Origin of the sequence: Nonomuraea corallina (assembly GCF_027620315.1) — a bacterium.
Taxonomy (GTDB): Bacteria; Actinomycetota; Actinomycetes; order Streptosporangiales; family Streptosporangiaceae; genus Nonomuraea; species Nonomuraea corallina.
On sequence record NZ_JAPNNL010000014.1, the window covers coordinates 42,823 to 55,330 of the forward strand.

Below are 12,508 nucleotides of genomic sequence, written 5' to 3' on the forward strand. Positions count from 1 at the left end.
GCCCCTTTTGTGGTTTATCGTGCGACATATCCGAGTAACCGAACGTTCGGTAGGCCGATGACCCCCCTCGCCACGTACCTCACCGACCGCGACGCCGACGCCGGTCTCCGCATCAGGACCGCGGCGGTGCTGCTCTTCGCCCGTCAGGGGTACGCGGCCACGACCATCCGCGATCTCGCCCGTACCGTCGGCATGACGAACGCCGGCATCTACCACCACGTCCCCAGCAAGGAAGCCCTTCTCGCCGACCTGCTCATCTCGGGGCACCAGGGCCTCGTCGAGGCCACCGCGACGGTGCTCGACGGGGTGTCCGGGGCCGCCGAGCGGCTGGCCCTGCTGATCAGCTCGCTCACCGCCACCCACGCGCTGAACCCGCTGACCACCCGGGTCATGGACGGCGAGCTGCGCGCGCTCACCCCCGGCTCCGCCGCCCTGGCCGAGGTCATCGCGCTGCGCGACGCGTACGAGGACCGCTGGCGGCAGGCGGTGGCCGACGGGGTGCGGGAGGGCGTCTTCCACGTCGCCGACCAGAAGCTGACCCGGCTCGCCCTCATGACCATGTGCACCGGCACCAGCGAGTGGTACCGCCCGGACGGCGACTCGACGCTGGAGCAGGTGTGCGCGGAGTTCGTGGCCATCGGGCTGGCGGCCGTCCGGGCACCGGCCCGCCCGCTGCCGATCGCCGACCTCTCCCTGCTGCCCGACCTGCCCTGGGAGCCGCCTCGTGACTGATCCGTACCGAACGATTCCCGAGCTGGTCCGCCACGCCGCGCAGCGGTACGGCGGACGCGAGTTCCTGCGCTTCCCCGAGGCGTCGCTGAGCTTCGCCGAGGCGGACGCCGAGTCCGACCGGCTGGCCGGGGCGCTCGCCGCCGAGGGCGTCCGGCCCGGCGACCGGGTGGCGATCATGATGGAGAACGTCGCCGGCTGGCCGCTGAGCTGGCTGGCCGTGCTCAAGGCCGGGGCGATCACGGTGCCGGTCAACGTCCGGTACCGGGCCGCCGACCTGGAGCACGTGCTGCGCGACTCGGGCGCGGTGGCCACGCTGACGACGCCGGAGCACGTCCCGCACCTGCCGGGCCGCGTCTACACGCTGGACGCGCTGTCCGGGCCCGCGTCGCCGCCCGACATCTCGCCTGACGCGGACGATATCGCGAATTTTCAATACACCTCGGGCACGACGGGCTTCCCCAAGGCCTGCCTGCTCACCCACGACTACTGGATCCGCTGCGCGCGCATCGTCGCCGACGGCGTGCGGCTCCGCGACGACGATGTCATGATCATCGCGCAGGCGCACTCGTACATGGATCCGCAGTGGACCACCCTCATGTGCCTGATGGGCGGCATCCCGCACGTGGTGCTCCCCCGCTTCTCCGCCTCCGGCTTCTGGCCCGCCGTCCGCGAGCACGGCGCGACGCTCACGTACGTGCTCGGCACGATGCCGCTGCTCCTGCACAAGCAGCCGCCGCACGACCTCGACCGGGACAACCGCATGCGGCTGGTCCTGTGCTCCGGCATCGCGCCGAGCCTGCACCGCGCGTTCGAGGAGCGCTGGGGCGCGCCGTGGCGGGAGCTGTACGGGTCGACCGAGAGCGGCCCTGACCTGCTCGCCGGCCTGGAGGACGTGGACACCGTCGGCACCGGCGCCATGGGCCGGCCCCCGGCCGGCAAGGAGGTCAGGATCGACGAGGAGACGGGCGAGATCCTGGTCCGCGGCAAGCCGATGATGAAGGGCTACTGGAACCACCGGGAAGCCACCGCCGCGGCTTTTCGCGGCGGCTGGTACCACACCGGCGACCTGGGCTTCCAGGACGAGCACGGCTACATCCACCATCGCGGGCGGCTGAAGGACATGGTGCGCAGGGGCGGCGAGAACATCTCCTGCGCCGAGGTCGAGCGCGTCCTCGGCGAGCACCCGGCCGTGCTGAACTCCGCCGTCGTCCCGGTGCCCGACGACCTGTGGGGCGAGCTGCCGAAGGCGTTCGTCCAGCTCAGGCCCGGCCATGCGGCGGACAGGGAGACGGCCGCGGGCCTGGTCGCGCACGCCGCCGAGCGGCTGGCCCGCTTCAAGGTCCCGGCTTACGTGGAGTTCGTGGACGGTTTCCGGCTCACCCCGTCCGCCCGTATCGAGAAGCGTCACCTGCTCCGGCCCGACCAGCGAGCCGGGGCGTTCGCCTTCGCAGAGGAGAGGTCATGATCGACACAACGGTCCGCGACGAGGTGGCCGTCATCACCCTGAACCGTCCGGAGAAGCTCAACGCGCTCACCGCCGGCATGCGCAGGGACCTCGCGCAGGCCGTCCGCGACCACGGCGACGGCTCGGTCAGAGGCATCGTGGTGACGGGCACCGGGCGGGCGTTCTCGGCCGGCGAGGACATCAACGAGGCGGTCGGCCGGTCCCTGCTGGACGAGGTCGCGCTCTTCCACGACCTGACCAGGGCCGTCCTGCAGACCCGGGTGCCCGTGGTGGCCGCCGTCAACGGCCTGTGCGTCGGCGGCGCCGCCGAGTGGACCCTCTGCTTCGACGCCCGCCTCGGCACCCCCGCCGCCGAGTACTTCCTGCCCGAGAACCACATCGGCCTGTCGATCTCCAACGCCTCCAGCCTCCTGCTGCGCCGCCTCATCGGCGGCCGGGCGCTGCGCTTCGTGCTCGACTCGTCCCGGATCAGCGCGGAGGAGGCGCAGCGGCTCGGCATCCTGGACGAGATCGTCGCCCCCGACGCCCTCCTGGACACGGCGATCGGCCTCGTCCACCGCTGGACCCTGCCCGGCACGGCCACCGGCGTCCACCTGCGCCTCCTGCGCCCGTCACTGGAGGAGGTGGAGGCCGCCTTCGCCGTGGAGACGGAGGCCGCCAAGGAGGTGGAGGACTCGGGCATCGCCCAGGCCGGCATGGACCGCTTCGTCAACCGCGACCGCTGAGCCAGGAAATGCCGTTTCGTTCCCGCACGGCCTGCCGGAGCGAACACCATGGTCCTGGTAGCGGGCCGCTTCCAGGACCAGAGACTGAAGAGACGACATTCGGCATCTTCCGGTAGAACCGTACTCCGTTCCTTGTGATAGCCTCCGAGTGATATAAGGATTCATTATATTGGCAGCATGGCCTGGGAGATCACGCTGCACATCGAAGTGAACGCCTGGTTCATGGACGTCTGCAAGAACGATCCGATCGCTGCCGAGAAGATCGAGGAAGCCCTGGACGAGCTTGCCCTGCAAGGTCCGAAACTCGGCCGCCCGCTGGTCGACCGGATCCACCACTCCCGAGTCCTGCACAACCTCAAGGAACTGCGGCCGCGTGTACCAGGCGAGGCCGAGATCCGCATGCTGTTCGTCTTCGACCCCACCCGGGAGGCCATCGTGCTGGTCGCTGGTGACAAGTCCGGGGCATGGAACCGGTGGTACCGCACGGCGATTCCCTTGGCGGAGGAACGCTACGCCGCATACCGTGCCGAAAAGGAGGAGGAACAGCGATGAGCGAGTTCGTGAAGTGGTCTGACACCAAAGCCAAGATTCGCGAGATCGACCCCGAATGGGACTCCCCCGAGCGTGTCGCCGCGCGGCAGGCCAGTCTGGAGCAGCTTCGCAGCGAGCTTCGCGGCGCCCAGCTTGCCGAGATGCGCAAGCGCCTGGGGATTTCGCAGAAGCTGCTCGCGGAACGCATGGGGGTATCGCAGGCACGCGTGTCCCAGATCGAGCATGGCCAGATCGGCGGCCTGGACATCCTGCGCTCCTATGTCGTCGCCCTGGGCGGGACACTGGATGTGGTGGCCGACTTCGGCGATCACACCGTAAAAGTCGCCTGAACCCGTCCCGGGCGCGGGCACGCCAGGCCGACATGGACCGCTTCGTCAACCGCGACCGCTGAGGCGCGTCATCGGCTGGTGGAGGGGGGCTGCTCGCCGTTGAGGGCCTTGCGGAGGAGGGTGGCCAGTTGGTCCTGTTCGCGGGCGTCCAGGTTGGCGATGGCGGACCGGGCGAACGCGAAGGACTCCTCGAAGGCGGCGTACAGGGCGGTCCCGTCGGCGGTCCTGACGATGTGGCGGGAGCGGCGGTCGTGAGGGTGCGGCCGGCGGCGGACGAGGTCGCGCGCCTCCAGCCTGCGGATGATCTGGGTGACGTTGGAGGCGTCGCAGCCGATCTCGTCGGCCAGCTCGCGCATCCCGATCCGCCGGGTGAGCCGTCCGAGCACGGCAGGACTGCCCGTCCGCGCCGGGTCGAGGACGCGGTCGTCACCCGGGCCGCCTCCTGGACTCTGCTCCGCCCGTCCTGGTTCCACCAGATCCTGACCGACCCCCGGTTCCACCGCGACGCCGTACGGGACGACCGCGTCCTGAGCCTGTCCTCGGGCGGCGCGCCGCTGGCGTGGGTGGACGCGCGCGACATCGCCGAGGTCGCCGTGGCCGCGCTCCGCGCGCCTGACGACCACCGCGGCCGGGCTTACACGATCACCGGACGCGAGCCCACGTCGCTGGGCGCGTTCATCGACGCCCATCTCGACGCCTGGCGGACCCCGGGCGGGTGAGGTCAGCGGGCGTCGAGCGCCTCCCGCAGGATCCTCACCGCCTTCGGGCCGACCCCGTGCAGCGCGCCGAGCTCCGCGTCCGAGAGGCGGGCGACCTGGTCGAGCGTGGTGATGCCGGCGCCCGCCAGCGCCCGGGTGGCGGGTCGGCCGATCGCCTTCGGCAGGTCACCGGCCCGGTCGGCGCTCTCGGCGGCGGACGCCAGGGCGGCGAGCTCCGGCGGGGCGCACGCGAGCCAGGCCCGCCGCACCCAGGAGTTGAGCGCCTGACCGTTGACGTCGGCGATCGGCAGCCGCACCCAGTCGCCCGACCGCACGGCCGTCGGGTGCTGGGAGACCAGCTCCCCGGCCTCGGCGGTGGGCAGCCGCAGCCGCACGTGGGCGTCCGGGTCCAGCGCGGCGAACTCCTCGCCGCCCACGGTGAACACCCGGCCGCCGCCTTCGGTCACTGGGGTGGGCCGTGGCGAAATCCGTCACCATCCCGTACGCGCCTCACCTGTCGCGAGTCCTGGACCGCTTGTTCCGGGCCGCCGGTGCCGTGTACGGCTCCGAGCCGCGCATGGTGAGCCGCCACACACCAGCCCCTCTCTGACTGGCAGCACTGCACATCGACGAAGGGAACAGTGGCTATGCGATGCTCGTCCCTCCCGGGTAAGGATGTGCAGCAGGGGACGGCCTCTTTCGTAGCCGCGTGCCCAGTGGTTGGACGTCTGCTGGGGGATGCTGAGGAAGCGGGCGGCGTCGGGATCACGCTGGGTGGGAATCACGTCAGCGCGACTCGAGCGCTCGGCAGCCGTCATCTGCAAGATCGCGCCGTTCCCTGTGCCCAGTGGTTCGTATGACATCGCTCGGGTAGTATGTATGACGTGGCTGGTGGTCGATGAGCAAGCCGCTCCCATTCGTGGAGTTGCCGCTGGACTGGGATGAGGGAAACCTGAGTCATGCGCAAGGGCATGGCGTCTCACGCGACGAGATCGAACAGGTTGTCCGCAACATGCCCGAGGTACGACAGTCCCGCACCAGGGACGGGGAGCCTATTCTCGATCACTATCTATTGACAGGTGTTACCGATGCCGGGCGACGTGTGACCGTGGTCATCCTCTATCCCATCACCAAAAGCGTGACTGGGGCACATACGAACTAGAGATCGCGAGGCCGATTACCGCATACGAGACGCCGAGGAAAGGATCATCATGACGAAGAACGATCCAACTGCACACGACATCGCTGCAATGGATGAGGAAGATCGTGCCGAGTGGTTCTACGACAACCGCGAGCAAGTGGCCGAGGATTCCACCCCCGTCGTCCTCGACCGCGTCATATCAATACGTGTAAGCCCTAGCGATCTCAGCTTGCTGGCTGAAGCTGCGTCGGCAGCAGGGATGAAGCTGAGCGCATGGTTGCGCAAGGTCGGACTGGAGGCAGCGGCGACTGCACCAACTGCGCCACCTGCGGCAGTGCTCTCCGGAGAGCAAACGCGACAGCTCCAAGACTCAGTTCTTCACATCGTAGAACTGCTCCAACGAAGCGGCGTCGGACTCGACACAGGACGAGATCATCGTGAGCAATCACTTGTCCTGAAAGGTCTGCGTCGCAAGCGGAAGAAGAAGACCGAAGCATGTAGCTAGGTCTGTCCTAACGGATATTGGCTCCCGCTTGCGAAAAGGCGTTTATGCGGGCGAGCAGGGCGGACTCCAGCGGGCGCCGTACGTGGCCTGGAGGGGTGGCAGGAGTTCGTCGCGGCCGGTCACGGTGCGCCGGCACTGAAGGGTGTCGCACCTGCAGGTCATCGGCCACGTCTCGATCCCGGTGTGCGTGGCGTAGTCGATGGTCAACTCCTTCCCGGGGCCGATGTCCCGTCGTGCGACCACGGTGGTCGCGTCGTGGTGCCAAAGGTCGGGTCGCAGGAGTGGTTGCCGAAGCGTTAGGTGGCGTCGGAACTGGGCAGGTCGCCCTGGAACTCCGCCATGTCGGGGCGGGACATGAGCCAGAGGCGTTCGACGGCGGGATGATCGGCGGCGCTCACGGGCCGCACCGTTATCCAGAAAAGTGGTCATATAACACGTTCCCGCCGAATCAACACTCGGCGGGAAGAGTAAACAAGATCAGGGCACCATGGCCGCGAGGATGATCAGGACAAGTGCCACCGCGATGGCGGCGATGGAGTCGTACGCCCAGCTCACGCGGACCGGCCCCGGCTCCTCCTTGCGGAACCTGGCCTGTTCGGCGCGGCCGGTGATCTGGTCGGCCACCCAGTCGGCGTGGGTCCTGCCCGCGAAGACCTCCGCCGCCGCCTGCTCGCCCTTGGTCAGCGTCGGCTCGGTCTGGAAGCGCCCGCGCCGTACGGGGGCGGCGCCGCGGCGCTGGGCCTTGGCGCGCTCCCTGGCCGAGGTCATCGGGGTCCACAGGCGCAGCAACCGCCCGCCGGAGTGGGTGACGTTGATCGAGTGGGAGACGGTCACGTCGTCGACCGCGGCCCAGGGCACGAACGTGGACCGCAACGGGGTGCGGCCCAGCAGGCCGGGCTCGGTGAGGACGGTGGCCGGGCGCAGGGCGACGACGTACACGACGGCGGTGAGCGCGCCCAGCACGGCCAGCGCCACCAGGGACGGCTTCCCGCTGTAGCGGACGATCAGGTCGACGACGTTGGCGGCGGCGAACACGACCCAGACCCAGCCGAAGACGTAGGCGGTCTTGGAACGGAAGACCTGTTTCACGGCTGCCACTTGAGCTGGGCGAATCCGGGCTTGATCACGCCGTTGATCAGCGCGAGGCGTTCGTCGAACGGCAGGAAGGCCGACTTCATCGCGTTGACCGTGAACCACTGCAGGTCGTCCCAGCCGTAGCCGAACGCCTCGACCAGCTGGGCGAACTCCTGCGACACGCTGGTGGAGCTCATCAGCCGGTTGTCGGTGTTGACCGTGACCCGGAAGTAGAGGCGGCGCAGCAGCCCGATCGGGTGCTCGGCGATGGACGCGGCGGCGCCGGTCTGGAGGTTGGAGGTGGGGCACATCTCCAGCGGGATGCGCTTGTCGCGCACGTACGCGGCCAGCCGGCCGAGCTTGGCGGAGCCGTCGTCGGCGACGGAGATGTCGTCGATGATGCGCACGCCGTGGCCGAGCCGGTCGGCGCCGCACCACTGGATGGCCTGCCAGATGGACGGCAGGCCGAAGCCCTCTCCGGCGTGGATGGTGAAGTGGGCGTTCTCCCGCTGGAGGTACTCGAACGCGTCGAGGTGGCGGGTGGGAGGGTAGCCGGCCTCGGCGCCGGCGATGTCGAAGCCGACGACGCCGACGTCGCGGTAGCGCACGGCCAGCTCGGCGATCTCCATCGAGCGGGCCTGGTGGCGCATGGCGGTGAGCAGCGTGCCGACGCGGATGCCGCGCCCTTCGGAGCCCTGGCGGAAGCCCTCCAGCACGGCCTGCACCACCTGGTCGAGGGTGAGCCCGTCGGCGGTGTGCTGCTCGGGGGCGAAGCGCACCTCGGCGTAGACGACGCCGTCGGCGGCGAGGTCCTCGGCGCACTCGGCGGCGACGCGGGCGAGCGACTCGCGGGTCTGCATGACGCCGACGGTGTGCTGGAAGGTCTCGAGGTAGCGCTCCAGCGAGCCGGAGTCGGCCGCCTCCTCGAACCACTGGCGCAGGTTGCCGGGGTCGGTGGTGGGCAGCCGGTCGTAGCCGGAGTCGCGGGCCAGGTCCACGATGGTCTCGGCGCGAAGACCACCGTCGAGATGGTCGTGCAGCAGAACCTTGGGCGCGCGCCGGATCTCGTCAATCGTGGGACTCATCCGCCCATGATACGAGCCACCAGGGCCGCGTCACTCGTCGCGATGGGCGGAATCGGGGCTGAAGGCGGGCAGGCACACCGCGATGTACTCGGCGCCCTCGTCGCCGGTGCGGTAGCGGATCCTCTCGCCCGGCTCGGTGACGAGGGTCTGGCCGGCGAGCACCTCGGTGGTGCCGCCGTCGTGCTCGACCAGGACGGCGCCGCGCAGCACGAGGGTGTACTCGGCGAATTCCGGGGTCTGGGCGGGCTCCTCCCAGCCGGGCGGGGCGACCATGTGGGCGATGGAGACCGCCTCGTCGCCGGTGTTGACCCGGCCCACGTGCTCGTCGATGAGCTTGCCGCCCGGCACCGGGACGCGCGCAGGTCCTTCGATCTTTCTCACCACCCGATCAGTGTGCCACGTCGACCACCAGGCGGGGCGGGCCGGTGAGCTCCCGGACCTCGAAGCCCTTGACCGCGCCGGTCAGCAGGGCGATGCCGACGACGCCCTCGAAGTCGCCGGTCTTGGCGATGGCCGTGACGGTCCCCGACGGGGGCACGGCGGTGCCGGTCCAGGTGGGGACGCCGTCCTCGGTGTGGGCGTCGGCGGGGGTGAGCCGCAGGTGCAGGGCGTGGCCGCCGTTCAGGTCGATGGGCCGGCCGGACCCGTCCTGTTCCAGCTCGCGGACCCACCGCACGGTGTAGCCGGGGACGTCGCCGTCGAGGTCGACGACCACCCGGTCGTACGCGGGGTGGCGGCCGATCCGCACCCCGGTGACCGTGGCGGGCTCGATGCCGTCGCGTTCGACCTGGAGGGGGGCGGTGCCGGTGGGGCTCGGGACGGGGGTGGCGGTGGGCGACCCGCCGGTGGGGGCGGAGGACGTGGCGCTGCCCGCCGAGGTCGCGCCGGGGGGCGCCGTGCCGCAGGAGATCAGGGCCGCGCCGCACGCGAGGAAGGCGCCGGCGGCCCGTACGAACGGGGTCATGTGACCTGGATGCCCGGTGACCGCGCCGGCGATGCGCCCGGCGACCTGATCAGCATCAGGAGGAGAGGCGGAGCCGCCCGGCGCGATAGGTTCCGCGCCCGCGCGGCGGCGTCTAACAGAGATCTTTACGGCGTGGTAACCTCCGCGCATGGACGATCAGTTCGCGGTCGACACCTGGCACTACGTCCTGGCCCGGCACGCCAGGGCCATGTGCGCGCTGGAGCGCGAGCTGGGCGCCAAGCACGGGCTGGGGCCCAGCGAGTTCGAGGTCCTCGACCGGATCGTCCACCACGACAGGAAGCTGCGCATCCAGGAGCTCTGCGAGGAGGTCCACCTGAGCCAGAGCGCGCTGTCGCGCGTGGTGGCCCGCCTGGAGAGGGCCGCGCTCGTCACGCGCCGGGCCTGTGACTCCGACCGGCGTGGCGTGTTCGTGCGCATCACCGACGAGGGCCGCGCCCGCCACGCGGCCGCCCTGCCCACGCAGCGCGCCGTGCTGTGCGCGATCTTCGCCGAGGACGCCGCGCCGCTCCTCGCCCGGTGACCTTCCGGACCTTTCACCGGTACGCTGCGGCGATGTCCTTTTTACACCGCTCAGTCAAGGCAGTCGCGGCGACCGCCGTGCTCACCGTCGCGGTCACGACGCCGGCGCACGCGCGGGAGGCGGCCCAGGTCCTCCGGGTCTACAACGACAACATCGAGAACCTGGTGATGAACAACGCCGACGGGTCGTGCACCCGGATCTCGGGCCCGGCGCACCTCACCTCGATGCTGGTCGACGACAACGGCAGGACGGGCACGTCCGGCGTGCGGGCGCCCGACCTGCTGATCGTCCAGCAGGTGCGCGGCACCGGGCAGGCCACGGCCTACGCCGACCAGCTCTCCGCCAAGTTCGGCTACCCGGCGGGCACCTTCAAGGCGATCGTCGCCTGGGACGACCCGGAGCGGTGGGGCGGGTCCCACCACTGCAGCCAGCAGTCGCTCGGCGACCTGAAGAAGCGTCAGACCAACGGGATCATCTACAACACCAGGACGCTGAAACTGGCCGAGACCTCCAAGTACTGGAGCGCGGGCTGGCTGAAGCCGGGCACCGCGTACGCCGGCGGGGCCGGGTGCACGCTGTACAAGCCGCCGAGCAACGACGCCGGCGCCGCGTACGCCCACAAGTGGAAGCGCACCAGCGCGATCGCGGCGAGGTTCACGATGCGGGCGACGGGGACGCCGGTGTTCGCGGCCTCCATGCACCTGCCCCAGGAGAACAGCAGGAACGCCTGCGCCGGGCCGGGCGACACGGGACTGGCGGGCTCCGGCATCCGGCTCGGCGCGGACGCCAGGAGGCTGATGAACGCCTCGACGATCCGCGTCGTCGGCATCGACGCGAATCGCACGGGCATCGCCAGGACCACGCTCGGCGGCTACGGCATGACGGGTTACGGCGCCAAGCCCACCCTGCGCACCAGGAAGATCGACTACCTGTTCGTCAAGGGCGCCGTGCGGCCGTCGCCGGTCGACCACACGGTGAACAGCACGAAGTCGAACCACCGGGCGCTGTACGCGTTCATCACGGTGTGACGCGCTCGATGACCAGCGGCAGCACGTCGCCGGCCGTCTCGCCCACCGCGTAGCCGCCCTCCAGCGCCGCCAGCGCCCGCTCGAACCGGGCGGCGTCGTCGGCGTGCAGGGTGAGCAGCGGCTCGCCCCGGGTGACCCGGTCTCCGGGCTTGGCGTGCAGGGTGACGCCGGCGCCCGCCGAGACCGGGTCCTCCTTGCGCGCCCGGCCCGCGCCGAGCCGCCAGGCGGCCAGGCCCACCGCGTAGGCGTCCAGCCGGGTCAGCACGCCGGTCGACGGCGCCTCGACGGTCAGCGTCTCGGCCGCGCGGGGCAGCGGCGCGTCCGGGTCGCCGCCCTGAGCGGCGATCATCCGCCGCCAGGCGTCCATCGCCGACCCGTCGCGCAGCGCGTCGGCCGGGTCCTTGCCGGACACCCCGGCGGCCTCCAGCATCTCCCGCGCGAGCCGTACGGTCAGCTCCACCACGTCGGACGGCCCGCCGCCCGCGAGGACCTCGACCGACTCCTCGACCTCCAGGGCGTTGCCCACGGCCAGGCCGAGCGGCCGGTCCATGGCGGTGAGCAGCGCGACCGTGCGCACGCCCGCGTCGGCGCCGAGCGCGACCATGGTCTCGGCCAGCTCGCGGGCCCGTTCCGAGGTCTTCATGAACGCCCCTGAGCCCACCTTCACGTCCAGCACCAGCGACCCGGTGCCTTCCGCGATCTTCTTGGACATGATGGACGAGGCGATGAGCGGGATGGACTCGACGGTGCCGGTGACGTCGCGCAGCGCGTACAGCTTCTTGTCGGCGGGGGCCAGCCCGGACCCGGCGGCGCAGACGACCGCGCCCGCCTCGCGCAGCACGCCGAGCATCTCGTCGTTGGAGAGCGAGGCCCGCCAGCCGGGGATCGACTCCAGCTTGTCGAGCGTGCCGCCGGTGTGGCCGAGGCCGCGGCCGGAGAGCTGCGGCACGTAGGCGCCGCAGGCGGCGACCAGCGGCGCCAGCGGCAGCGTGATCTTGTCGCCGACGCCGCCGGTGGAGTGCTTGTCGGCGGTGGGCCGGTCGAGCGCCGACCAGTCCATCCGCTCGCCGGAGTCGATCATCGCCCGGGTCCAGCCGGCGATCTCACGCCGGTTCATGCCGTTGAGCAGGATCGCCATCGCGAGCGCGGCCATCTGCTCGTCGGCGACCTCGCCGCGGGTGTAGGCGTCGATCACCCAGTCGATCTGGGCGCCGGTCAGCTCCCCGCCGTCGCGCTTGGCGACGATGACCTCGATGACGTCCATCACGACATCCGGGACAGGTCGTCGGGGCCGAACGCGTACGGCAGGATCTCGGACATCGGCTTGGGCCCGTCGACGGTCTCGACCAGCAGGTCGGCGCCGCCGAACTCCCACAGCAGCTGACGGCAGCGCCCGCACGGCATGAGCAGCTCACCGTGGCCGTCGACGCAGGTGAAGGCCAGCAGCCGGCCGCCGCCGGACGCCTGCAGCGCGGACACCAGCCCGCATTCGGCGCACAGCCCCACGCCGTAGGAGGCGTTCTCCACGTTGCAGCCGGTGACCACGCGCCCGTCGTCGACCAGCGCGGCGGCGCCGACCGGGAACTTCGAGTACGGGGCGTAGGCGTGGTGCATGGCCTCCGCGGCCTTGGCACGCAGAGAGTCCCAATCGATGATCAATGCTGTCCCG

The 12,508-nt window shown here is 70.6% G+C and carries 18 protein-coding genes; 10 read left to right on the forward strand and 8 right to left on the reverse strand.

The window, feature by feature from the left end; genetic code table 11:
- Positions 1 to 57: 57 nt before the first annotated feature.
- The 5 genes from OUY22_RS06015 (at position 58) to OUY22_RS06035 (ending at position 3,803) form a co-directional block, all read left to right on the forward strand.
- Complete coding sequence (locus OUY22_RS06015) at positions 58 to 732, forward strand: TetR/AcrR family transcriptional regulator (protein WP_270153761.1); 675 nt, start codon at positions 58 to 60, stop codon at positions 730 to 732.
- Positions 725 to 2,197, forward strand: a complete 1,473-nt coding sequence (locus OUY22_RS06020) for a class I adenylate-forming enzyme family protein (RefSeq protein ID WP_270153762.1) — start codon at positions 725 to 727, stop codon at positions 2,195 to 2,197. The genes OUY22_RS06015 and OUY22_RS06020 overlap by 8 nt, the downstream gene beginning before the upstream one ends.
- Positions 2,194 to 2,922, forward strand: a complete 729-nt coding sequence (locus OUY22_RS06025; RefSeq protein ID WP_270153763.1) for an enoyl-CoA hydratase/isomerase family protein — start codon at positions 2,194 to 2,196, stop codon at positions 2,920 to 2,922. Before OUY22_RS06020 ends, OUY22_RS06025 begins: the two co-directional genes overlap by 4 nt.
- Positions 2,923 to 3,099: 177 nt before the next feature.
- Positions 3,100 to 3,474 (forward strand): type II toxin-antitoxin system RelE/ParE family toxin, encoded by a 375-nt coding sequence (locus OUY22_RS06030; protein WP_270153764.1) that lies wholly within the window; start codon positions 3,100 to 3,102, stop codon positions 3,472 to 3,474.
- Entirely contained in the window at positions 3,471 to 3,803 is a 333-nt protein-coding gene (locus OUY22_RS06035; RefSeq protein WP_270153765.1) for a helix-turn-helix domain-containing protein, read from the forward strand. Before OUY22_RS06030 ends, OUY22_RS06035 begins: the two co-directional genes overlap by 4 nt.
- A gap of 68 nt (positions 3,804 to 3,871) precedes the next feature.
- Here OUY22_RS06035 and OUY22_RS06040 read toward each other — a convergent pair whose 3' ends face one another.
- Positions 3,872 to 4,276 (reverse strand): MarR family winged helix-turn-helix transcriptional regulator, encoded by a 405-nt coding sequence (locus tag OUY22_RS06040; RefSeq protein WP_270153766.1) that lies wholly within the window; start codon positions 4,274 to 4,276, stop codon positions 3,872 to 3,874.
- A 90-nt stretch (positions 4,277 to 4,366) separates the two neighbouring features.
- Here OUY22_RS06040 and OUY22_RS06045 point away from each other — a divergent pair, with 90 nt between their 5' ends.
- On the forward strand, positions 4,367 to 4,522 hold the full coding sequence (locus OUY22_RS06045; protein ID WP_270153767.1) for a hypothetical protein: 156 nt from the start codon (positions 4,367 to 4,369) through the stop codon (positions 4,520 to 4,522).
- A gap of 2 nt (positions 4,523 to 4,524) precedes the next feature.
- On the opposite strand, the gene OUY22_RS06050 is transcribed toward OUY22_RS06045, so the two are convergent.
- Positions 4,525 to 4,968 carry a helix-hairpin-helix domain-containing protein gene (locus OUY22_RS06050; RefSeq protein WP_270153768.1) on the reverse strand — a complete coding sequence of 148 codons (444 nt, stop codon included), beginning with the start codon at positions 4,966 to 4,968 and terminating at the stop codon, positions 4,525 to 4,527.
- Between the two features lie 431 nt (positions 4,969 to 5,399).
- On the opposite strand from OUY22_RS06050, the gene OUY22_RS06055 reads away from it, so the two are divergent.
- Together OUY22_RS06055 and OUY22_RS06060 are read left to right on the forward strand one after the other, a co-directional pair.
- The gene (locus tag OUY22_RS06055) at positions 5,400 to 5,663 is read left to right on the forward strand and encodes a hypothetical protein (RefSeq protein ID WP_270153769.1); all 264 of its coding nucleotides are present in this window, start codon (positions 5,400 to 5,402) and stop codon (positions 5,661 to 5,663) included.
- A 49-nt stretch (positions 5,664 to 5,712) separates the two neighbouring features.
- Positions 5,713 to 6,147, forward strand: a complete 435-nt coding sequence (locus OUY22_RS06060; protein ID WP_270153770.1) for a plasmid mobilization protein — start codon at positions 5,713 to 5,715, stop codon at positions 6,145 to 6,147.
- A gap of 477 nt (positions 6,148 to 6,624) precedes the next feature.
- Here the strand turns inward: OUY22_RS06060 and OUY22_RS06065 are convergent, their stop codons facing one another.
- Genes OUY22_RS06065 through OUY22_RS06080 form a run of 4 tightly spaced genes read right to left on the reverse strand, consistent with a single transcriptional unit; the run spans position 6,625 to position 9,270 of the window.
- Positions 6,625 to 7,236 (reverse strand): hypothetical protein, encoded by a 612-nt coding sequence (locus OUY22_RS06065; protein ID WP_270153771.1) that lies wholly within the window; start codon positions 7,234 to 7,236, stop codon positions 6,625 to 6,627.
- Positions 7,233 to 8,306: an adenosine deaminase gene (locus OUY22_RS06070; RefSeq protein WP_270153772.1), complete on the reverse strand. Its 1,074-nt coding sequence runs from the start codon at positions 8,304 to 8,306 to the stop codon at positions 7,233 to 7,235. Before OUY22_RS06070 ends, OUY22_RS06065 begins: the two co-directional genes overlap by 4 nt.
- 30 nt (positions 8,307 to 8,336) lie before the next feature.
- Complete coding sequence (locus OUY22_RS06075) at positions 8,337 to 8,690, reverse strand: cupin domain-containing protein (RefSeq protein WP_270153773.1); 354 nt, start codon at positions 8,688 to 8,690, stop codon at positions 8,337 to 8,339.
- Between the two features lie 4 nt (positions 8,691 to 8,694).
- On the reverse strand, positions 8,695 to 9,270 hold the full coding sequence (locus tag OUY22_RS06080) for an AMIN-like domain-containing (lipo)protein (RefSeq protein WP_270153774.1): 576 nt from the start codon (positions 9,268 to 9,270) through the stop codon (positions 8,695 to 8,697).
- Positions 9,271 to 9,418: 148 nt separating this feature from the next.
- On the opposite strand from OUY22_RS06080, the gene OUY22_RS06085 reads away from it, so the two are divergent.
- Both OUY22_RS06085 and OUY22_RS06090 read left to right on the forward strand, forming a co-directional pair.
- A complete protein-coding gene (locus OUY22_RS06085; protein ID WP_270153775.1) occupies positions 9,419 to 9,811 on the forward strand; it encodes a MarR family winged helix-turn-helix transcriptional regulator in 393 nt (130 codons plus the stop codon).
- Positions 9,812 to 9,843: 32 nt separating this feature from the next.
- Positions 9,844 to 10,839 carry a hypothetical protein gene (locus OUY22_RS06090; RefSeq protein ID WP_270153776.1) on the forward strand — a complete coding sequence of 332 codons (996 nt, stop codon included), beginning with the start codon at positions 9,844 to 9,846 and terminating at the stop codon, positions 10,837 to 10,839.
- Here OUY22_RS06090 and OUY22_RS06095 read toward each other — a convergent pair.
- Together OUY22_RS06095 and OUY22_RS06100 are read right to left on the reverse strand one after the other, a co-directional pair.
- A complete protein-coding gene (locus OUY22_RS06095) occupies positions 10,829 to 12,103 on the reverse strand; it encodes a thymidine phosphorylase (RefSeq protein ID WP_270153777.1) in 1,275 nt (424 codons plus the stop codon). The two genes, OUY22_RS06090 and OUY22_RS06095, sit on opposite strands and share 11 nt — an antisense overlap.
- Complete coding sequence (locus tag OUY22_RS06100) at positions 12,103 to 12,498, reverse strand: cytidine deaminase (RefSeq protein ID WP_270153778.1); 396 nt, start codon at positions 12,496 to 12,498, stop codon at positions 12,103 to 12,105. The genes OUY22_RS06095 and OUY22_RS06100 overlap by 1 nt, the downstream gene beginning before the upstream one ends.
- Between the last annotated feature and the right edge of the window lie 10 nt (positions 12,499 to 12,508).